We start from the raw sequence: 20894 nt of genomic DNA on the forward strand, positions 1-20894 counted from the left end.
AACCTGCGCAATATCAGCCATACCCATTGGTGCGCCTGGGTGACCTGAATTGGCTTTTTGGACAGCATCCATACTAAGGGCGCGTATTGCGTTAGCTAACTCTTGACGAGAAGGCTGAGAAGTAGAACTCGATGGCATAAATAACTCCTAAAAATTAAACTTAAATTTAAAAACTAAAATCAGTGTATTTTGTAAATAGGTAAGAAAGTGAGAACTAGATCGACAGAATGGGTAAAATATTTTCAACAGTGCTGCAATACACAAAATATGTGGTTAAATTGATATATTACACTCCACTAAAGTGGTGGGTTTATAAATTAGAGTCTTAATTAAGTGAATTAGTTAAGTGGATTAATTAAGTATCTTCATAAACTAACAGTCCGATGATTGAGCACGTAGGTAATTAACCACTTTTTCTTCAAAGGTAACCTCAGAATAAAATTCTTTTACCATCTTGGCAGGTGAAATAGGCGTGCGCTCCATTAAAGGAACGGCTCGTCCGGTGGCAGTAATATATGCATGTACATCTGTATGTCGAGCCAATAAAGGCTGAATAACATCTCGATACATCACCTCAGCTAATAGGCTCGCATAACCTTGTTTACGAAAGTCAGGCATAGTCACAAAGTGTATTACGCCTAAATCCTGATATAAGATGCCGTCGAATAAAGTTGTTTTATCCATGCAAGCTTCATAATTTTCTAACAGACTATAAGCCACCAGCTGTTCATCAACATACAACTTGAGTAATTCAGCTTGAGTACCATGACGCAATTGCTCATGCTCAGTTAACCATTGGAATAAGTACCACATTTTCATGTTAACTTGCCCTAAGTTGAGCATTTCTTGCGCACAATCTTTAGCATTACAATATTCAAAGCGTTGCATTTATTACCTATATTTAATGAGCCTAATAGAGCTTCTGGCCAAAATAACCATTCACATTAGCATTAGCATTAGCATTAGCATTAGCATTGGCATTGGCATTAAAGAATACAATGCAGGCTGAGCAGTAACCACAATAGCGAGTGTTATTTTATCGCAATGTGTATTTCAATTTCATTATAGTTTGAATAAAACTCAAAATCAGTGGAATAAGTGCGCTGATGTTTAGCCTCTGGATTCGAAAAATAATTCCAAACCTCAGTCCACCCATCAATGGCAATTTGTGGCATTTCTCCTTTGTGTTTAAAGACAAGATACTTGCCAGCGGAGATTACTACTTTTTGTAAAGGTATAGATGCAGGTAAATTTTTACCATCAAAACCAGCTAATACACTAAATTGACCGCGAGCATCTGATTCATAATCAAAATATACTCCGTAAACTCTTTCTCCACTTTGATAATCAACATCAACAACCTTACCAAACTGTTGCCACAAAGCGCCTATTTTTCCTTTATCAGCGCTCATTTCAGTTTCATTATCAGTTCTAATACTTAAGCCATGCAGTATTTTTTCTGAAACATTACGTATTGTCATAACAAATCCATGTAGAAAATCGGATAGTTTACCGAAGTATTCAACAGAAGCACTACTATGAGGCAATACTATGCAGCAGTGAATAGTTTTGCTCATGATGAGTTGAGGTTAGTTATATCACAATCAAGAATAAGGTTTAAAATTTATAAATATTATCCTGGTTATTTTCGAGAGGAGTTGATCTTTGAAGTGTGTTTTATAAAAAGTTATGCTTTTGTGCATTACAGGAAAACTGTGATGCACAAGTATCTATATTTCCTAATATTAACTATTGATAATGGCACGCTCAATAAAAACTTCTTTTGCTATCTGCATCGCATTGAGTGCAGCAGGAAAACCTGCATAAACAGCCATTTGTATAATTACTTCTGTCACTTCCTGTGGTTTACATCCTACATTCAGCGCACCATTAATATGTACATTTAATTGCGGTAAGCAGCTCCCCATTGCGGTTAATGCGGCCACCGTTGCTAATTCTCTACTCTTAAGATCAAGCCCTGCTCTAGGGTAGATATCACCAAAGGCAAACTCAATAGTATACTTGGCTAAGTCGGGAGAAATAGTTGCTAAACTATCAATCACTTTTTGCCCTGCCTCTCCATCAATTTCTTGTAATTTGATAAGCCCATCTTGATAACGTTTATTATTCATTTTCTTTCCTTATGTATTTATTAATAAGCCGACTTTCAATAACAATCGGATTTCGTTAACCACTCTACAACCTAGAGTCAACTCTAAGTCAAGTGTTTAAAAAAAGGAAAAAGTTGAGAAGATTAGCCAATGGGCAAAACGTAGATTTATTAATATAAGTTTATGAAAATTTCAATTATCGACAGTGACCTTATAAGAAATTTAATATCAAAGAATTAAGCTGTAACACTTTTATTTTAATGACTTGTTATTTAATGATTTAAGGAAGGTATATTAAGGAAAGGCAATTGAAATAATAGCGAGTACAAATTGTTTATAAATTATATTGATGCCTATATTCATTGCACTTTAATGACGTCGCTATAATAGGTGATTTTTTGTTGCAGCTTCTCAAGGTTTAACTGCTGCTCAGTAATATTTTCCTCAAGTTTAAGGGCGTGATCCTGTAACATCTGCATTCTTTGCTCTGATGTCGAAATGCCCTGCTCTCTTAATTCTGCATACTTCAAGATTCCTTCCAGTGGCATCCCCGTATCTTTTAATCGTTTTATAAAGGCGACCCAAACTATATCTTGCTCTGTAAACCAACGGTGGCCACTGCTATTACGAGAAATGTTTTTTAACAACCCCATTTTTTCATAATATCTAACGGTATAAGCAGTGAGCTTGGTTGCCTCTGAAAATTTTTTAATATTCATGCATTTTTCCTAATCTTGAATTCAAGTAATAAGTCCTAATAATTAAAATATACACTAACAAAGTAAACCAAATGAGTGATCAAAACGTATAACTCGAAACAACCTCAAGGAGTAAATCATGTTTTCAATATTTAAAAAAGATCCAATTAAAAAACTCAACCAACAACTGTCTGCAAAATTAGAGGAAGCAATGAACGCACAGCGTAACGGCGATATAAGAACTTACTCGCAATTAAGCTTTGAAGCACAAGAAATTGAAAAGCAGTTAATCGTCTTAGAAAATGCAAACAAGTAGAAGATTATTGATAGCCTTATAAATTTATTTTTGTATTTAAGAGCTCATTTGGTTGCATGTGATAGAGCCTTTGACAGTCCCTATTAACTTAGATTGAGATGGTGTTGTTTATTAGGGTATCGATCATTAGGGTATCAAATATTATACTAGCGATTGTTTTAGAGCTGTGGCGATTGACAATGATCTAATACTAAATGGCTTATAAGACAGCACTTAATGCCCACCCTCCTAGTATTAGAATAGTTAGACTAATCATCGCTTTCTTTTTGTGTTTATTGATAATGCGTTCAGCATGGTTTCCTGCATAATATACAACTAACGCCAAACCAAAGTAACGAATAGAACGTGCAATTGCAGAAGCAATTAAAAATAAAGTAAGTGAGTACTTAGTTGCACCAGCAGCAAGCATTGCGATTTGGAATGGAATCGGAATAATGCCTAGTGTAATAACAAACCAAAATCCTTGATTTTCCATGCTTTGTCTGACATTTTCAAACTGTGTTGGGTTTGAAAATGTTTCAATGATCCAATCGCCAACCACATCAAATAAATAATACCCAAGTGCATAACCAAATAAAGCGCCCACAATACAACCTAAGGTTGCCATTAAGGCAATAAGCCAAAGCTTTTCGCGACGTGCCTGCATTAACGGTACTAATACCGCTTCCAATGGGATGGGAACAATGGTTGATTCCAAAAATGATGCAATCGTAATACCACTCAACATATGCTTTGAATCAATAAACTTACGTGTTTTTTGTTTTATCTTTTTTTGGATTGGCATAATGTATCTCTTTAGTGGCTTTGATCTCGGTTAGCTGCCGTTTCAGTTACCTGATGGTTAAATCAGCTGATGACTAAGTTAACTGATTATCTAAGTTATTTAGTAGTTATTTAAATATCAAGTAGCAGTTATTTAGTATCAGAGTTGCAGATATGAATATTATTCATCATCAATAAAATAATTTTGAATACACCCTTTTAAAATAACGTTAATGGCTTCATTTTTAGCATATAAGTATGAAGGCGTATTGATATGGAGGACTGATTAATGGGGCAGCAATCAGGGGCTACCCCTAGAACTTAGACAACATTTTACTACTACAAACCTACTTAGCACTTAACTTATGCATCGATGTATGTACAGCTTGAGTACGGTCGTTGCCCTATGTAAAACGACTTAGTAGTATGATTTTTCAAACTCTTTTTTGGCTTCATCTTCAGCCATTCCATACTTCTCTTGCATTTTTCCTTGAAACTTTTCTAGGTTACCATCAATTTCTTGTAAATCATCATCAGTTAATTTACCCCAATTCGCTTTAAGTGTACCTGAAACTTGTTTCCACTTACCTTCGATAATATCGTTGTTCATTAAGTAACTCCTTGCTTTATTATAAGGTTTATTAAACTTGGTTTAATAGAAGAGCGATTAAAAAGATTATTTCAAAATAACATCGTAATTAGAATCCTTGATGCTACAAACTTTTCATCGAACTCAATTAACTATAACCAAGTTCCATGTAACTATAACCAAGTTCCATGCCAACACATAAACCATTGATTATTAAATAATAAAATAAAATGTAAGTGATAAGCATGTGACTTCTTTGTAATAATTACAGCCCTGCTTGTCAATATTTCATGGGGCACAATGAAAACAGATGCTCAATAAGTTACATTATTGAATAATGCCTTACGCCATAACAGTTGAATCTAGCAACGCTATAGTGATTATTTATTAACGTAAACTAACTCACTGAGTAAAGGGAAGTGATCTGAATCGATAGACGGCATTCTTTGTATTGTGCCCAACTCAAAATGTTCACTATGGAAGATATGATCTAGAGGCCAACGTAAAATAGGATAACTGGCATGAAACGTATTAAACATGCCCCTGCCCATCCTTGGATCCTTAAGTCCACTAATACGCCTAAAAGCACGCGTAGTTGGCGACCAAGCAACATCATTTAAATCGCCGGTCACTATAATAGGCTCCGTTTGTCCTGCAACTTGCTTTGCAATTACCAATAACTCCCGATCTCTTGGCGTTGAGGTTGTGTTCTCTGTTGGACTTGGCGGCGCAGGATGTAGAAAATGACATTTAACTTTAATATTATTTTTTAACACTAAATAACAGTGTATTGAAGGGATCCCTTCCTCGATAAGCTCTAATAATTGCACATCCTCTAATACAAACTTACTGTAAAGGTGCATACCGTATAAATTATCTAATGGGCAATTAACTCGATGTGGATATTCGCTATGGATGGGGTGTAATGCATCTTCCCACCATTGATCTGTTTCCAAGGTCACCACCACATCAGGCTGGTATGACTGAATTAACTTAATTAACTTATCAGCAGAATGATTGGGCATCAGTACATTGCTGGTCATTATTTTAATTGATTGTTGATATGGTGCGGTCGCCTTTTTCACTTGTATTGGATATAGCCTTGTGTAAGGAAAAATCCAAGCAATTTGATACAAAGATAATAAGCCGTTAATACTAACAAGCACAATTGCCATGCTAGGAGAAGCAAGGAAGAGGCTAGCAATGGTAAGACTCACAGTGAGTACGGCAATTTGTACGCGCGGAAATTCCCATACTCTCGATAACCAATGATTACTCGGTAATAAAGGCACTAGTGTCACGCACAACATGATGCAAGTGAATAGGATAATAATAATTTCAAACATCTTCAATTCCTTGGCTAACTATCTTTTAAATGACTATTTTCTAAATAGCCATTTTTTAAATAAGCACTTTTTAATAACTATGTTGATCTAAATAGCTATGTATTTCTAAATAATTGGTGCTAATTATGTCTTAATATGCCTTAATATGCCTTAATATGCCTTAATATGCCTTAATTATAGCGCAGTGAGAACTACGTTATGCTCTATGACGTGTGCATTAATTAATGACAGGGTAATGAAGAGATAATCTTGTAAGAATAAGATCATCTAGGAAGTTCATAAAGTAATAATCGATACTTTGTATTTCATGATCCATTGTGTGCGATAATTTTTCGCTAGCGTAACCATTAATACTTTACTGAGAAAGTCCTCTTTGTTTTCGCGCCTCCTCAATACTGCCAGCATTGTGTAAATTTTTATATCCTTCTAGCTTTAGCGCTGAAATGGCGATATCAGATCTCCCCCCAGTTTTATCATAAAAATAGAAAACTGTTTCTCTATCGGGAAACAGTTTAACCACTTCTCTAACAATATTAGAATGCGAAATACGTAAGTCTCCTGCAATATTGTCACGTTGATTTTCCACTAAGGTACGAACATCAATCCACACCGGTTCATCAGCATAAGACAATGAACTAAATAGCATAGCCAAGGTAAATGAAGCGATACTAATAAGCCTTTTAATTTTCATTAAATAACTCCTTTTGAGCTAACCATAGTTTTTAGTTAACCACAGTTTGAGTTAACCATAGTCTTCAGGTTAATTTAATAGATCTCGCAAATTGTAAACCGCTGAGTCAGTGCGTTTAATATAACTGTAATCCGCAATCGGTGATAACTCTAAAATAGCTCTGCGTAACATATCAAAGGCAATGGCGACGGTTAAATCACGAATGTAATCTCGACTTCTCGTCGCGGTTATATTGATCATCTGGCAATAGATTTTTTGTTGTGCTTTAACCGCAATCACCACCGTACCAACTGGGTGTTGATCTGAGCCGCCACTAGGGCCTGCAATACCGGTAGTCGCGATCGCAAAATCAGGCGTTGTGATATTGGGGTTAGCGCAAGCTACGCCAGCGGCCATCTGTGCTGCACAAATTAATGAAACTTCAGATTGCTCAGCAATATCTGTTGCTTGTACATTAAGTAAGCCTATTTTTGCTTCATTACAATAACTAACAACACCTTGTTTAAGGTAATGAGAGCTACCAGAAAAAGCAACTAATTGACTGCAAATCTCGCCGCCAGTTAATGACTCAGCAATGGCCAAAGTACTATCTTTTTCACTAAGCAGACGATGTACTTCTGCCGCTAAGGTGTCCTTATTTCTCGCAACAATACCATCACCTAATAAACTAACCGCTTGTGATATTGCTAGCGATTGCTGTTCTTGAGTCACATCACGTGCGATTAACTTTAACTCTAAATAAGGCATGTAAGAACGGTAACCAAGCGTGATACCTGCTGGCCAAGTAAGTTGTTCTAAACGTTCAGCCATCTCTGATTCACCAATACCAATACTTAACAATTTAGTGACTTCAACTTTACTCTGTTTTGTTGCCTGAGATTTAACAAAGGGAATAAATTGCTCTAACACCATTTTTTTGTATTCATGGGGAACTCCAGGTGTAAAAAAGAACCAAGCTTGATTTAATTTAACTCTAAAACCACAGGCACTACCCACTGGATTATCAACAACTAATGCACCTTTAGGTAACAAAGCTTGCTTTAAATTACTAGCCGTTAAGGTGATATTTCGTCCCTTTGCCCACTCAGTTAAAGTAGCACGCCATTCGGTACTCTCTTCTAACTCAACGCCCATTGCTTTGGCCATCGCTAACGAAGATAGGTCATCAGCAGTAGGCCCGAGCCCACCATTCACTAAAATGATATCGGCACGATGACTTCGCTCTTCAAATACTTCGATTAAATCAGCTAATCTATCACCAACCGTGGTACGACGATGCATCTCAAAGCCATTATCCATCAATTGATTACCTAACCAGGCAGCATTAGTATCGACAATCTGTCCTGCTAATACTTCTTCACCAGTGCATATCATTTCTAGCTTCATAAACTCTCTTTATTAGTTGTTTGATTGCTTACATAAAACAATGCTAGCGTACTCATCTATACTGACTAAAAGATGGTACGCCCATTAGGATTGGTAATAACGCCTTGATTGTTGGTTTACTTTAACATGTTCAAATAAAAAATATTCTATCTATATTTGATTAATCAAAGCGGCTCCGACAAGGTATTAGGGCTGTTAATTTATCTATATCTATTATCGTTCACAGTTAACAATTAAAGCTGATTTTATCGAGTAAGTACAAATAATATGCAGCTTTCAATTCACCGATCAAAAACGTAGACTACCCTATAAGTACAATTTAAGAATAGGTTTAATTTCTCGGTCAACACAACGATCAACATTCAATACAAAAAGCATGGTTAATATGGATAATCAAGTACTTCCCAACATTTTGTCTTTTCTGCAGACCATCCCTACCTTCAGTGAACTTCCAAGGAATACACTCAAAGAGGTTGCTGAAGCCGTTGATATTATTGTGCTTGATGAAGGAGAAATACTAAACCAAGATCTTGAAAAATCGTACCTTTATATTATTAAAAATGGTGTTATTAAACAAAATAATCCAGATGGTTCGCTACGTTCAAAACTAAGTAATGATGATATTTTTGGATTTAACCTGCAGCCCGATGATGCTAAACAAACCTATTCAACGACTGCCATTGAAGAGACCTTACTCTATCAATTCAATTACCGTGTGTTGATGAAACAAATTGAAGCTTATCCTGACATTAAGTCACAGTTGAATTTAAGCTTAAAAATCCGTTTAAAAGCTAGCATCACAGATCCAAATAAGTCACGTCAATCGTCACATCAATATATGCGAGCCTGCGCTGATTTAATGACCTCTAAAATGGCCTTGGTATCAGCCGATGACAGCATACAAAGTGTTGCCAATCAAATGCGCGATGCGGTAGGTGTTTCCTGTGCGTTTATTATTGCCAAAGACAACGCATTAATTGGTGTGGTCACCGATAAAGACATCACCCACCGTGTTGTCGCTGATTGCGTTGATATAAATCAACCAATTAGTACTGTAATGACCGTCAACCCTTATACTATTTTTGGTAATGAGTTGGTGATGGAAGCAATACGCTTGATGACTAAATACAATATTCAACACATTCCAGTGGTGGATAATAAGCATCAAGTGATTGGCTATATTACCCCCAAAGATTTAATCCAAAACAGTGGTGTTCAAGGTATTTACTTAGTCGATAAAATTCGCCATGCGCATTCTATTACGCATTTAATTGAGTTGTCGGAGCAACGTAATGAGGCCTTCCAAGAAATAATGGAAAGTACTTCTTCACCTAGTTTAGTCGGACAAACACTAACGACTATTTATGATGCTTTTACCCATCGCTTAATTGAATTAGCGATTGAAGCCTTTGGTAAACCACCCTGCGCTTTTTCTTGGATGGTCGCCGGTTCACATGCTCGTAATGAAGTTCATTTAGCTTCAGATCAAGATAACGCAATTATTCTAGCTGAGGATGCAACGCGAGCTGACCGTATGTATTTTAATCATCTGGCTATGTATATCTGTAAAGGGTTATCTAACCTTGGTTACACTTTATGTACCGGTAGATTTATGGCAGCAACACCCAAATGGTGCCAAAATAGCAAAGTCTGGAAAGAGTATTATCGGAAATGGAGTGATAAACCAGAGTATGATTCACTGCTTAACCTAAATGTGTTTATTGAAATTCGCCATATTTACGGGGATAAAAATTTGTTTGATGGTATCAATGAATATCGTCAGCAGCAGATCAGTAATAATTTTCAATTATCCTTGGCTTTGGTTAAAAATGCACTGAGAACTCGTCCTCCACTAGGTATTTTTCAGAACTTAGTGTTGGAGAAAGACGGCCATAATAATCGTGTTTTAAACATCAAAAAAGCAGCGATCAGTTGTATATCTGACGTCGTGCGTATTTATTCCATCATGAATAATTGTCGCTATATCAATACTAATGAACGTATCAAATGGTTATATCAAGAAAAAATTCTCAATAAAGTGACTTATCAAGATTTGAAAGGCACCTACCAATACGTTTGCCATTTGAGGTATCAACACCAACAGCAAGCAATAGAGAATAATCAGACCATTGATAACCTATTAACACCGAATTTATTTGGCAGTTTTGAGCGACAGCATTTAAAAGACTCTTTTCGCATTGTAAGCAGTTTTCAGAACCAGATAAAAATGAAATTTATGAAATTCACTAAGTAACTATTATTTAACGGTTTACTTAATAATTAGGAAAGCTGCTTCGCACTTATTAAGTAAATGCTTTAAAGGTAATCTATAACAGCATAACAAAACCAAAATAGTCGTCAAAATAACAACCATAATCGAAACTAAAGACCTTCCTTAATTAAACCTTAACTTCCTCTTAACCCTCTCCATGAGATTATTGAAGAATCCGTATCTATTGATACTAAATTTTCATTTAAGGTTGATCTATGTTTTTTGCTCGCGAAGTTAAATACTCTTTACTGTTATTACTACTACCCTTGGGCTTATTCGGGTGTAGTGATCAAACTGAGCCCAATAAAAGGCCGGTGCAAAGTATCCACGTTGATACTGCAACGTTAACTTATTCAACATTACGTTTAACGACCGAATTACCGGGGCGGATTACCGCTTTTAAAGAAGCAGAAGTAAGGCCACAAATCACAGGTATAATAGAAAGCCGCTTATACAAGGAAGGCAGTTATGTAGAAAAGGGAGATATCCTTTTTCAAATAGACCCAACGACTTATCAATCAACCGTTAACAGTGCGAATGCTGAACTAAAAAAAGCTTTAAGCAGCGAAAGAAATGCAAAAAAAGAAATGGCGCGTTATGCCCAGCTATTAAAGAAAAAACTAAGTAGCCAACAATTATTTGACTCTGCAGAAGCCGCATACCTAGAGGCCAAAGCTGAAGTAGCCGTTCGCCAAGCAACGTTAGATTACGCAAATATAGAATTATCTTACACCAAAATTAAAGCACCTATATCAGGTAAAGCAGGCTTCTCTCAAGTGTCAGAAGGGTCGCTATTAACATCAGGTCAATCAGACTACATTACCACTGTTATTCAAACTGATAATGTCTATATTGATATGCAACAATCTGCAGTTGCTTTTTATAAAATACAACAAGAATTTAAAAATGCTACCACTAAAAATCCAACTGTCCCTGTTTCTATCACACTAGAAGATGGCACTATTTATGATCAAACTGGCCACTTAGAATTTACAGATACTCAAACTAATGGTTCAACGGGCACAGTCGCTTTACGTGCAATTATTGCAAATCCAGATAATGCCCTGTTAGCTGGAATGTATGTTAGAGCTAAAATTTCAATGCCAGAGGCGCGTGACTACCTTATTGTAAAACAATCAACTGTTGTAAGAAGCCAGTCAGGACTACCTTCGGTATTTATTGTTGATGATAACAATCAGATAGTAAAAAAATCTATCGTATTGGGTAATGAAGTAGATAACGGATGGGTTGTTAAAGAGGGATTAAAAGCAGGTGATAATGTCGTCATTAACAATTTAGCTAAAGTTAAAAATGGCTTAACAGTCATTGTTGATAACGCCTCTAACACTGCAACAACAAAAACTGACAATCAATCAAAAGATCAGGATTAATTACATGTCTAACTTTTTTATTCACAGACCTATTTTTGCTTGGGTGCTTGCCATTGTTGTTATGATGGCAGGTATAGCTTCTATTTTGACATTACCTGTAGCGCAGTACCCTACTATTGCACCACCAGCAATTTCAATTTCGGCAAACTACACGGGTGCGTCAGCTAAAACCATTGAAGATACTGTGACCCAGGTTATTGAACAAAGCATGACAGGATTAGATAACCTGCTTTACATGTCGTCAACCAGTGATTCCTCTGGTAGCGCAAAAATAACATTAACTTTTAGTGCCGATACCGACCCCGATACTGCACAGGTACAGGTATCAAATAGCTTACAAAAAGTCAGCAGTCGCTTACCTGCTGCAGTACAAAATGCAGGTACATCTGTCACTAAGAGTACGTCTGGTTTTATCTCCGTAACCACCTTATATTCTGAAGATGGTTCGATGAGTGCAGGAGACATTCAAGATTATGCAAACTCTAATATTAAAGACATTATTAGCCGTGTAAATGGTGTCGGTAGTGTGACTATTTTTGGTCCATCTTACGCCATGCGAATTTGGTTAGATCCAGCTAAATTAAATAGTTATAACTTAACACCGGTAGATATTTCTACTGCCGTATCAGCACAAAATAGCCAAGTCACAGTAGGACAATTAGGCGGCACACCTTCAACAGAGTCACAATTAATCAATGCCACTATCACAGCACAAAGTTTATTAACAACGGTAGATGAATTTAAAAACATTTATCTTAAAGTTAATTCAGATGGCTCGCAGGTCCGACTTCAAGATGTTGCGCGTGTTGAACTAGCAAGCGAAAGCTCAAGTGTGATCCCTACTTTTAATGGCTACGCAACATCAGGTATTGCAATAACACTTGCTTCAGGTGCAAATTCATTAGATACGCAAGCAGGGGTAGATGCAAAATTAGCACAATTATCTGAGTCATTTCCTACTGGTTTAGAGATAGCGAAAGCAGTTGATACCAATGCCTTTATTCGAATATCTATTAGTGAAGTAGTCACAACATTAATAGAAGCAATCGTATTAGTATTTTTAGTTATGCTGTTATTTCTACAAAATTTCCGAGCAACATTAATTCCAACCATTGCGGTACCTGTTGTATTACTGGGTACGTTTGCAATCATGTCGGTATTGGGCTTCTCTATCAACACCTTAACCATGTTTGGGTTGGTGTTAGCCATTGGTTTGTTGGTTGATGATGCGATTGTTGTTGTCGAAAATGTCGAACGAATAATGCATGAAGAGAAACTATCACCATTTGAAGCAACCAAAAAATCAATGGGACAAATTACCAGCGCATTAGTCGGTATTACCATGGTATTAATGGTGGTATTTATTCCAATGGCCTTCATGTCTGGCTCTACGGGTATTATCTATAAACAATTCTCTCTGACTATTGTATCTGCAATGGGATTATCAGTATTAGTGGCTTTAGTATTAACACCGGTACTGTGTGCGACGTTATTAAAGCCGGTTGATAAAGAAAGAAACCTTAAAGTATTCGAAATATTTAACCGTTTATTTGACAAATTATTAGGAAAATATAACACCTCTATTAAACACTTATTATTGCGTCCGATTCGTTTTTCTTTAATTTATATCCTATTGTTCGGCGGTACTGTTTACTTATATAACTCATTACCAAGTTCTTTTTTACCTAATGAAGACCAAGGTTCATTTATGGTAATGGTATCAACACCAACGGGGACAACCCTGAAAGAAACCAATGTAGTAATGGATGAAGTAAAAAGCTACTTTGAAGAAAATGAGCCAGATTTAGTGACTTCTGTTTTTACCGTTGCAGGGTTTAACTTCTCTGGAACAGGCCAAAATGCCGGTATGGCGTTTATTGGTTTAAAAGACTGGGCAGAAAGAGCTGAACCAGGTACCGATGCGGACGCTATTATTGCACGTACTATGAAGCATTTTTCAGGTTATAAAAAAGCATCTGTATTTGCTTTTAGTAGCCCTCCTATTCGTGAATTAGGGCAAGCAACTGGTTTTGACTTTTATCTGCAAGATGTGGGTAGTATTGGTCATGAAAAACTCATTGAGCTACGTAACCAATTATTAGAAAAAATAGCACAAAGTCCATTGATACAAAATGCAAGACCAAATGGTTTGGAAGATACGGCACAATTTTACCTCGATATTGACTATGAAAAAGCCAAGGTATTAGGTCTCGATATTGATGATATTAATAACTCGCTCTCTATTGCATGGGGTTCTTCTTATGTGAATGACTTCATAGACCGAGGTCGATCTAAAAAGGTTTATATTCAGGCTGATGCTGAATATCGTATGACACCAGAAGACATGAACCTTTGGTTTATACGTAATGATAAAGGTGAAATGGTACCATTATCAGCTTTTAGTTCCTCACATTGGGGAACAGGCTCTCCGCAATTATCACGTTTTAATGGTAACTCTGCAGTCGAAATATTAGGTGAAGCAGCACCGGGCTATAGTACCGGTGATGCAATGGCTGAAGTTGATAAAATAGCAGCTGAGCTTTCTAGTGATGTACAAGTTAGTTGGACTGGTATGTCATATCAGGAGTTAGAAGCAGGTAACCAAGCACCTATTTTGTATGGCATTTCGCTATTGATGGTATTCCTTTGTTTAGCAGCGCTTTATGAAAGTTGGAGCATTCCAATCGCGATCATTTTAGTTGTTCCATTAGGTATTTTGGGCGCGTTAGCAGCGGTTATGATACGAGGGCTTGAAAACGATGTTTATTTCCAAGTAGGCGTATTGACCACTATTGGATTAACGGCTAAAAATGCCATTTTGATTGTCGAGTTTGCCAAAGAGTTATATGGAAAAGGAATGAACTTAATTGATGCTACAGTCAAAGCCTGTGAAATGCGTTTACGTCCGATCATTATGACATCATTAGCATTTGGTTTAGGTGTTTTACCCTTAGTGATCAGTACCGGAGCAGGCGCAAATGCGCGTAATGCCATTGGTACATCAGTGCTTGGTGGTATGATTGCAGCAACCTGCTTAGTGATTTATTTTGCACCTTTATTCTTTGTTTTAATTCTGAAAATGGTGAAAAAGACGCGCTCGATCCTAACAAAATAACAATAGCGTGATATAAGCATTAAAAAAGGCTAATTCACTTATCGTGAGTTAGCCTTTTTATTTTGAGCTGCGAGCCCGTAAGCAATGAAATTATAATCGAAGTTAAAATCGAAGTTAAATGTTTACTTTGTCTGCCCCTTTATTTAACTGCTGATATAACGCCAATAAACCTGTTAACTAATTGCACACATATTTTCCCAGTGTTCAGCTTGTTTAATCGCATTTTTTAATAAATCCCACTGTAAAAGACTTTGCTGATATTCTCCAGCTTTACCTGGCAATGTAATACCATAGCTATTAAGACGAAATGCTAAAATGGCATAAAATGCGTCGACTGCACCGGCAAGCTCAAACATATAAGGCAAGGTTGCACTTTCAAAAATAGCCTCCACACGGGCTAACTCTTGGTGAATTTGTTGATTCAAAATTGCTGGTGTTTTTGCAGGTATTAACATGAAAGGAAATTGTTCGCGTAGTAAGGTAAAACCCGAATGCATTTCTGCACATAAACTTCTTGCACAGGCTCGTTGTTTAACACTGATAGGATACAGCCCACCATGAGAATGTTCATTTAGGTGCTCAATAATTGCTAGCGAATCATTAATCACAATGTTGCCATCAATATAGGCAGGTACAAGTCCACTTGGTGAATACTCTAAAATTTTTGCTTGGTGATCAGTACTGCTTAAATCAATCACTTGCTCAGACGCTTCTACTTTAATTAGCTGTAAACATATCCATACTCTTAGTGACCATGTTGAACCGGTACCTACAATCAATTTCATTTTATCGCTCCATTGTTATATTTTAGTTATAAATTTACTCGTCTAATTCCATCAATAACGCTTTTGCTATTATTAATGATATTGTTATTTATTGTGTCATTACATCGTTTCATTTTTATTAATGCGAGTACTGACGCTAATGCAATTGAATTAATAAACTAAAGAGTGCACAGCACAGGAGATAGTTAGGAATTCAATTTTAGTCAGGCACACATTCGCTTTACTAAATTCATGTTCACGTATTAACAGTGTCACTTCTTGCTTAGAAAGCTGACGTTCAGCATCAACGAGTTGCACGCGACTATTGTTAGTCTTATTGCTCGATTTATTGCTAAATTTAAGCAAATAACTTAGACCATTTGAGTCAACGACGTAATCATCATCACTGACAATTAACTCTTCGCATTCAGCAATAAATTCAGACTCATCAGCTAAGTAAATAAGCTCATGCTCTCCTTCTAATTTTAATAAACACGGCCAACAAATCATTAATATACCTCATTGAATAATAAACTAAAAACGAACTGAGAAAATAATAATCGTTAATATAAACCTTGTATATCTGCAATGGTATCATCTAATTTCGACTGTACATTGCTTAATTGTTTTACATTTAATGAACTCACCAATTGAGGAAGAAACTCAACCCACTGGGCCTGATTATGCTCAAAAATGGCTAAATATTCTTGAGAACGTAAGCTATTAGTATTGATCAAAGCAGGTCTTAATGCCTGTTCAAATTGAACACGATCATTCTCCTTGTGATGTTTCTGTTGCCGTAATTGATAAGCGGCAGCGATTGACTTTGCCCAGTCGCGTCGAAACTGAATACGTTGTTCAAAAGCTGATAATAGAGAAGCATTTAGCAGAGTAAGTCGTTTTTTTTGTTGCGTATCAAGCGGCCCAGTAAATTCAGTTATTTGCTCTTCAATACGCTCAAAACGTTTTTTTAAGCGTTCTCTTTCACTGCTATTATCAAAATCATTTATTTTTTTAAGGTTCTGCTGCTCTATTTCAGCTAATAATTCAGTCACTTGCTTATCCGACAAGGAATTAGCAAATCGCATCACATCCGGTTCAGCTTTGAGTAAAATAACATCCCAAAACTGCTTTAATGCATTAATATAGTTTTTAATCGTTGAATGCTTTATGCCATTTTTTAAATCAATTTTTATATATTTAATTTGCACCACATAATTCTGTAATTCAGTCTTGCGGTGCCATAACAACAATGACTCGATACTGCTATCAAGTTGCTTTTCTTGGGCACTCGTTAATGTGACATAATCATCGACATACCAAGAGGCAATCCAATCAAGATTGTTATAAGCCAGTTTAGTTGAGCAGGCTGTGATAGAAACTAGCAATAAAGCCATCATTAGTCTCAACAACAAACGCATATTGATGCTTTTATATGTTGAATTCCGATATCTGTTAAATGTCATAACATGCACTCCAGATCGTCATTATGCTTAGGCGGCTAATTTTGCGCAGCTCAAGGCAGCTATTTATCTCATATATTCAAACTTATAATCTGATAAAAACAATAGTGATAGCTACTCTGCACTAAAGTAGATATCTCCATAATACGTAGTGGCTTGTTGCCCTGAACTATCGCTATCCGTCATGACTGCAATGGCATCGATATAGCGGACCTCTTTTCCCAGCACCTTTTGTAAATCCACACTAACATTACGTTTATATTTAACCCATTTACCAATATTTTTAGTGCCTGATTCAACGGCAAACATAATAGCGTTAGAGGTGTAAGGGTTCGGCCAAAACTCGTTCTCTTTAAAAGAAGATGACCAGACATAATTCAGTGCTTTTGTTTTCCATATAAACATACCACCATCGATTACGATATAAATACGCGCAACAAAATCATCCCCTTCTTTTTTAACTTCGTTCAAACCGGAATATAAATGCTGTGTTTTCCAAGACCAATGTAAATAAGGTGTTTTCTGCAGATCAATACGTTGTTCTTTAAACAGCCCAGAAGCACTATTATTACTGTTTGCTTTCAGTATCTTTTTCGCCTTCCCCGTATTAGCTGAAGTGCTGGCATCGGTAACTATTTGGTAGTCTGTTTGACCTGAAAACTCTTTCTCTTCCCACCCAGTAAGGTCTCCCTGTGAGAAATGGCCAATGGTGATATCTGTTGTTAACACTGGGTTTGCAAAGTGAGTTGAAGTTGCGGGAACAATTAAAGGTTCAACTTGCTCATTAGCGGTCACATTTGAACTAAACATTACCAAGATACAGTTCAGAGCCCAAACGGTCTTCAACTCTTTTTGTCTAAGCACAGTAAACAGATATTTGCAAAAATGACGATTGATGCGCATATAAACACCTTATAAATAATGGATAAATTTGGAAATCGTTGAATTATAGAAAATAGGCTGTGGTTAAAAAGAAAAATTTGTTTGTACTAAAAATACAATTGACGAGCGACTCCAATTTTTAACAATCCACTTGTAGTAATCGACTCAATAAGGCCAGTTTTGATAAATGATTAGATTGAAGCCAACTTAATATGGACCGCAAGCAAGGTTTCATCTCCAATTAATTCAGCACAATGGCCATGAATATGGTCATCAAATGCTTCATTTTCTTGTAAACGATCCTGTGCAATAAATAAGTCCCCTGCTTTAAAGTCTCGAAATTCGCCACTGCGTAGCGTGATACGTAAAATACCTGAACGAATAATAATTAGAGTAGGATCACCGGCCACATGCCAAGTACTAAAATAGCCAGGTTCGCTGCTACGATGGCGAAAGTTGAGCACATCTATCCTGTCAGTAATAAATAAACCGTTATAATCTACTACTGAATAAGTTACGTCAGTAAAAAATGAATGGCTGGTTTTGCAACTTTCTTTAATTGCATTGCCTTGTTCTGTCATTTTTTGGCTAGCCCCCTGCTCGCCATCCTTTACTTGCAAAAGAGTTTGCTTACTAATGACCGACGCAGTTAAAACAGGCAGTGTAATTTCATTCAAAGTTTGTGCCCCTTAATTTTTTGACCCTTAATAATGTTAATTTTTAATGCATACACCGCTGAGCTAATGTTTTCCAGAAAGCAAAAATCTACTCGTTAACTATGCTCATAAACTAGGTACTAGTGTTTCTTTTTGGCACCTATCAACATCGCATTCACTAATTCTTTAGCATCAAATTTGGCTAATGCTTGATCTGCACCAACCTGACTGGCTCGATCCATACTCATTGCACTGGATAGCGAACTATGCAAAATAACATAGGTTTCTGCAATGGCTGGTACGCTGCGTACTTCAAAGGTTAATTCGTAGCCATCTAACCCTGGCATCTCAATATCACTAACCAGTATGTCGATTGGGTTGCCTTTTGCAGCACAGTCTTTCATGACGGCAAAGGCATCATGACCATTTTTACAAACCTTAAAAGGCACATCAATTTTAGTCAATGCACTTTCTAGTTGACGACGAGCTACGGAAGAGTCATCAACTAATAAAATGTGAGAATTCTGTAATAACCCTTTTTGCACGCCAGTGATCTCCACCGCTTTTTCATCTTTATCAGGGAATAGCTCAGCCAGTAGCAATTCGACATCCAATAGCTGAATAAGTTGATTTTCAAAACGAGTAATACCGGTAATATAGGTTTTATGCCCTAATGAACTAGGTGGCGGGTCAATATTTTTCCAATTACATTCGACAATACGCTCTATTTTTCGCACCAAAAATCCAACATGCATGCGGCTACAATCGGTGATAATAATGGTTGCCTGTTTTTTTTCAGCTTCGCTCATCGCTGGGTAACCTACCGCAGCAGCCATATCAATAATAGGTAGCGTTCGGCCTCGAATACTAGCAACACCTAATATATTGGCATCCGCATTAGGTAATTGGGTAAGTGGCATATAAGGAACAAGTTCTTTTATTTTTAAGGTGCCTAGCGCAAAATTTTGTAGTTGAGATAGTCTAAAAAGCAATAATCCTTGCGATTGACTAGATGTTGATTGCATATTAAATCCTTATTAAATGACTCTGAGTGCTGTTTTTAAAGCTGCATTCAATCTGCAAACAACAACAATATATTTTATATTTTAATTTTTTATTGCTTAAAGTTTAATGTAAAACATGTGATATTTTCTGCACAATACAACCACATAATACTTCAAGGTATATATCAGTTACCACCCCGTTGGCTCAAATATCATATCAGCTTTTTTATAAATAAAATTTTGCCATTTTCTCCATACTTATCATCTTCATTTGCTTGATATCCATGGATTTGGTAACCACTATTAATTAACAACTGTAACATGCCAGGGTAACGATTCATGGACTTGACATTGATACAACTATATCCGGAATTAACAGCCCATTGTTCTTGATAAACACGTAATTGAGTAGCAATGCCTTGTTGACGATATGCAGGAACTACAGCACCTAACCAACTGTAAAATACATTCTCCGATAGTGCATAACCAATTTTGTAAGCAACGACAAGCCCTTTTATTTTTGCAACTAAAATAAGCGAGGTTTTTGCATTTAATCTAGCGGTAATTGATTGCTGTGTATGTTGTTGTTCAAATTCAGGAGTAGAAGCGTCAACTAGCAACACATCATCAATAGTGCCCATTTCTATTATTAAATCCATTACTGTTTCACCTATTAACATTTGTGTGAAAACTCTATGGGCTATGTTAGCAGGTTATGCGTTCGGAGTATGTGAGCAGGTCAAGTGCCCGCCTATGATTCGATACGAAAACCTAGCTTTTTATACAGTGATTGTGCGCGTTGATTTCATTTAAGGATAAACCATAGTGTTAACCATTAATTGATGGCCTTGGAAGCCGACTTGAAACTCACCACTGATACGAAAACCTAGCTTTTTATACAGCGATTGCGCGCGTTGGTTTGATTTCCATACCGACAATGAGGCCCCTTTTTCAAGTTTATGTAAAACATATTGCAGTAGTTTATGGCCTACACCTTGACCTCTGCTACTAGGATCGACAAAAAGCCAATTAATACGATCTCCGCTAAAACCACAAAAACCAAGAATGCTATCTTGTTCATAAACAAACACTTCTGACTCACCTAACATGAACATAATATATTCATCATCTGCTAATGGTATGAATTTAAAATTTCCCTGCTCTGCATAAAACTCATCGGGCCTAGCGATATTATAAATATTCTGCAACGCTTCAAAATCGTCGTCGGTATATTTACGAATTGACATTTATCCCCTCCTTTAGATTATTTACGACCTTGAATTTAAGATAACAATAAACTTACCAATAGCAATAAATAATCGAATATCTGATAATGCAGATTTTATAGCATTAATTCCATGAAGTAATTGCGTCAAATGGTTTTTCCTTTACAAAATTTCAAACACAGAATTGATGCATCTTAACCAGTAAGATTATTCAGCTATTTA

At 36.5% G+C, this 20894-nt stretch carries 22 protein-coding genes; 4 read left to right on the forward strand and 18 right to left on the reverse strand.

Annotated features, from left to right (window positions below):
* The 5 genes from MT391_RS12060 to MT391_RS12080 form a co-directional block, all read right to left on the reverse strand.
* Window positions 1-138: thiamine pyrophosphate-binding protein (locus tag MT391_RS12060; protein WP_499498331.1), on the reverse strand; the 138-nt coding region annotated here is incomplete at its 3' end.
* A gap of 234 nt (window positions 139-372) precedes the next feature.
* Complete coding sequence (locus MT391_RS12065) at window positions 373-888, reverse strand: GNAT family N-acetyltransferase (RefSeq protein WP_166370459.1); 516 nt, start codon at window positions 886-888, stop codon at window positions 373-375.
* 143 nt (window positions 889-1031) lie between these two features.
* Entirely contained in the window at window positions 1032-1481 is a 450-nt protein-coding gene (locus tag MT391_RS12070) for a GyrI-like domain-containing protein (RefSeq protein WP_499498258.1), read from the reverse strand.
* 264 nt (window positions 1482-1745) lie between these two features.
* Window positions 1746-2132 carry a carboxymuconolactone decarboxylase family protein gene (locus MT391_RS12075; protein WP_166370463.1) on the reverse strand — a complete coding sequence of 129 codons (387 nt, stop codon included), beginning with the start codon at window positions 2130-2132 and terminating at the stop codon, window positions 1746-1748.
* A gap of 338 nt (window positions 2133-2470) precedes the next feature.
* Window positions 2471-2830 (reverse strand): MerR family transcriptional regulator, encoded by a 360-nt coding sequence (locus MT391_RS12080; protein ID WP_499498260.1) that lies wholly within the window; start codon window positions 2828-2830, stop codon window positions 2471-2473.
* A 118-nt stretch (window positions 2831-2948) separates the two neighbouring features.
* Here MT391_RS12080 and MT391_RS12085 point away from each other — a divergent pair, with 118 nt between their 5' ends.
* Window positions 2949-3125, forward strand: a complete 177-nt coding sequence (locus MT391_RS12085; protein ID WP_166370467.1) for a DUF6435 family protein — start codon at window positions 2949-2951, stop codon at window positions 3123-3125.
* A gap of 199 nt (window positions 3126-3324) precedes the next feature.
* Here MT391_RS12085 and MT391_RS12090 read toward each other — a convergent pair whose 3' ends face one another.
* The 5 genes from MT391_RS12090 to MT391_RS12110 form a co-directional block, all read right to left on the reverse strand.
* Entirely contained in the window at window positions 3325-3909 is a 585-nt protein-coding gene (locus MT391_RS12090; protein ID WP_166370469.1) for a YqaA family protein, read from the reverse strand.
* A gap of 396 nt (window positions 3910-4305) precedes the next feature.
* Window positions 4306-4497, reverse strand: a complete 192-nt coding sequence (locus MT391_RS12095; protein ID WP_028870287.1) for a CsbD family protein — start codon at window positions 4495-4497, stop codon at window positions 4306-4308.
* Between the two features lie 359 nt (window positions 4498-4856).
* Entirely contained in the window at window positions 4857-5822 is a 966-nt protein-coding gene (locus tag MT391_RS12100) for an endonuclease/exonuclease/phosphatase family protein (protein ID WP_499498261.1), read from the reverse strand.
* A 355-nt stretch (window positions 5823-6177) separates the two neighbouring features.
* Window positions 6178-6513 carry a rhodanese-like domain-containing protein gene (locus tag MT391_RS12105; protein ID WP_166370473.1) on the reverse strand — a complete coding sequence of 112 codons (336 nt, stop codon included), beginning with the start codon at window positions 6511-6513 and terminating at the stop codon, window positions 6178-6180.
* Window positions 6514-6582: 69 nt separating this feature from the next.
* A complete protein-coding gene (locus MT391_RS12110) occupies window positions 6583-7899 on the reverse strand; it encodes a CinA family nicotinamide mononucleotide deamidase-related protein (RefSeq protein ID WP_499498262.1) in 1317 nt (438 codons plus the stop codon).
* Window positions 7900-8284: 385 nt separating this feature from the next.
* Between MT391_RS12110 and MT391_RS12115 the strand changes: the two genes are divergently transcribed.
* The 3 genes from MT391_RS12115 to MT391_RS12125 all read left to right on the forward strand — a co-directional run bounded on the left by MT391_RS12115 (window position 8285) and on the right by MT391_RS12125 (window position 14677).
* On the forward strand, window positions 8285-10153 hold the full coding sequence (locus MT391_RS12115) for a DUF294 nucleotidyltransferase-like domain-containing protein (protein WP_499498264.1): 1869 nt from the start codon (window positions 8285-8287) through the stop codon (window positions 10151-10153).
* 233 nt (window positions 10154-10386) lie between these two features.
* On the forward strand, window positions 10387-11562 hold the full coding sequence (locus MT391_RS12120; RefSeq protein ID WP_499498265.1) for an efflux RND transporter periplasmic adaptor subunit: 1176 nt from the start codon (window positions 10387-10389) through the stop codon (window positions 11560-11562).
* A 4-nt stretch (window positions 11563-11566) separates the two neighbouring features.
* Window positions 11567-14677 carry an efflux RND transporter permease subunit gene (locus MT391_RS12125; protein ID WP_499498267.1) on the forward strand — a complete coding sequence of 1037 codons (3111 nt, stop codon included), beginning with the start codon at window positions 11567-11569 and terminating at the stop codon, window positions 14675-14677.
* A 173-nt stretch (window positions 14678-14850) separates the two neighbouring features.
* On the opposite strand, the gene MT391_RS12130 is transcribed toward MT391_RS12125, so the two are convergent.
* The 8 genes from MT391_RS12130 to MT391_RS12165 form a co-directional block, all read right to left on the reverse strand.
* Complete coding sequence (locus tag MT391_RS12130; RefSeq protein ID WP_499498268.1) at window positions 14851-15462, reverse strand: glutathione S-transferase N-terminal domain-containing protein; 612 nt, start codon at window positions 15460-15462, stop codon at window positions 14851-14853.
* 150 nt (window positions 15463-15612) lie between these two features.
* On the reverse strand, window positions 15613-15951 hold the full coding sequence (locus MT391_RS12135) for a DUF4144 family protein (protein WP_499498269.1): 339 nt from the start codon (window positions 15949-15951) through the stop codon (window positions 15613-15615).
* 53 nt (window positions 15952-16004) lie between these two features.
* Window positions 16005-16907: a DUF6279 family lipoprotein gene (locus MT391_RS12140; protein WP_499498271.1), complete on the reverse strand. Its 903-nt coding sequence runs from the start codon at window positions 16905-16907 to the stop codon at window positions 16005-16007.
* Window positions 16908-17018: 111 nt separating this feature from the next.
* Complete coding sequence (locus MT391_RS12145; RefSeq protein ID WP_499498272.1) at window positions 17019-17807, reverse strand: DUF3047 domain-containing protein; 789 nt, start codon at window positions 17805-17807, stop codon at window positions 17019-17021.
* 170 nt (window positions 17808-17977) lie between these two features.
* On the reverse strand, window positions 17978-18463 hold the full coding sequence (locus MT391_RS12150) for a cupin domain-containing protein (RefSeq protein WP_499498274.1): 486 nt from the start codon (window positions 18461-18463) through the stop codon (window positions 17978-17980).
* Window positions 18464-18582: 119 nt separating this feature from the next.
* Window positions 18583-19467: a chemotaxis protein gene (locus MT391_RS12155; RefSeq protein WP_499498276.1), complete on the reverse strand. Its 885-nt coding sequence runs from the start codon at window positions 19465-19467 to the stop codon at window positions 18583-18585.
* A gap of 191 nt (window positions 19468-19658) precedes the next feature.
* A complete protein-coding gene (locus MT391_RS12160; RefSeq protein ID WP_166370491.1) occupies window positions 19659-20105 on the reverse strand; it encodes a GNAT family N-acetyltransferase in 447 nt (148 codons plus the stop codon).
* Window positions 20106-20255: 150 nt separating this feature from the next.
* Complete coding sequence (locus MT391_RS12165; protein ID WP_499498278.1) at window positions 20256-20693, reverse strand: GNAT family N-acetyltransferase; 438 nt, start codon at window positions 20691-20693, stop codon at window positions 20256-20258.
* Between the last annotated feature and the right edge of the window lie 201 nt (window positions 20694-20894).

This window comes from Vibrio sp. 1-Bac 57 (assembly GCF_037546855.1).
Taxonomy (GTDB): domain Bacteria; phylum Pseudomonadota; class Gammaproteobacteria; order Enterobacterales; family Psychromonadaceae; genus Psychromonas.

Bases quoted from the DNA above. Each gene is read 5' to 3' on its own strand.
- MT391_RS12090 (WP_166370469.1), bottom strand. From the start codon at position 3,909: ATGCCAATCCAAAAAAAGATAAAACAAAAAACACGTAAGTTTATTGAT.
- MT391_RS12075 (WP_166370463.1), bottom strand. From the start codon at position 2,132: ATGAATAATAAACGTTATCAAGATGGGCTTATCAAATTACAAGAAATT.
- MT391_RS12105 (WP_166370473.1), bottom strand. From the start codon at position 6,513: ATGAAAATTAAAAGGCTTATTAGTATCGCTTCATTTACCTTGGCTATG.
- MT391_RS12130 (WP_499498268.1), bottom strand. From the start codon at position 15,462: ATGAAATTGATTGTAGGTACCGGTTCAACATGGTCACTAAGAGTATGG.
- MT391_RS12155 (WP_499498276.1), bottom strand. From the start codon at position 19,467: ATGCAATCAACATCTAGTCAATCGCAAGGATTATTGCTTTTTAGACTA.
- MT391_RS12070 (WP_499498258.1), bottom strand. From the start codon at position 1,481: ATGACAATACGTAATGTTTCAGAAAAAATACTGCATGGCTTAAGTATT.
- MT391_RS12115 (WP_499498264.1), top strand. From the start codon at position 8,285: ATGGATAATCAAGTACTTCCCAACATTTTGTCTTTTCTGCAGACCATC.
- MT391_RS12135 (WP_499498269.1), bottom strand. From the start codon at position 15,951: ATGATTTGTTGGCCGTGTTTATTAAAATTAGAAGGAGAGCATGAGCTT.
- MT391_RS12100 (WP_499498261.1), bottom strand. From the start codon at position 5,822: ATGTTTGAAATTATTATTATCCTATTCACTTGCATCATGTTGTGCGTG.
- MT391_RS12120 (WP_499498265.1), top strand. From the start codon at position 10,387: ATGTTTTTTGCTCGCGAAGTTAAATACTCTTTACTGTTATTACTACTA.
- MT391_RS12110 (WP_499498262.1), bottom strand. From the start codon at position 7,899: ATGAAGCTAGAAATGATATGCACTGGTGAAGAAGTATTAGCAGGACAG.
- MT391_RS12065 (WP_166370459.1), bottom strand. From the start codon at position 888: ATGCAACGCTTTGAATATTGTAATGCTAAAGATTGTGCGCAAGAAATG.
- MT391_RS12165 (WP_499498278.1), bottom strand. From the start codon at position 20,693: ATGTCAATTCGTAAATATACCGACGACGATTTTGAAGCGTTGCAGAAT.
- MT391_RS12160 (WP_166370491.1), bottom strand. From the start codon at position 20,105: ATGGATTTAATAATAGAAATGGGCACTATTGATGATGTGTTGCTAGTT.
- MT391_RS12080 (WP_499498260.1), bottom strand. From the start codon at position 2,830: ATGAATATTAAAAAATTTTCAGAGGCAACCAAGCTCACTGCTTATACC.
- MT391_RS12140 (WP_499498271.1), bottom strand. From the start codon at position 16,907: ATGACATTTAACAGATATCGGAATTCAACATATAAAAGCATCAATATG.
- MT391_RS12125 (WP_499498267.1), top strand. From the start codon at position 11,567: ATGTCTAACTTTTTTATTCACAGACCTATTTTTGCTTGGGTGCTTGCC.
- MT391_RS12085 (WP_166370467.1), top strand. From the start codon at position 2,949: ATGTTTTCAATATTTAAAAAAGATCCAATTAAAAAACTCAACCAACAA.
- MT391_RS12095 (WP_028870287.1), bottom strand. From the start codon at position 4,497: ATGAACAACGATATTATCGAAGGTAAGTGGAAACAAGTTTCAGGTACA.
- MT391_RS12145 (WP_499498272.1), bottom strand. From the start codon at position 17,807: ATGCGCATCAATCGTCATTTTTGCAAATATCTGTTTACTGTGCTTAGA.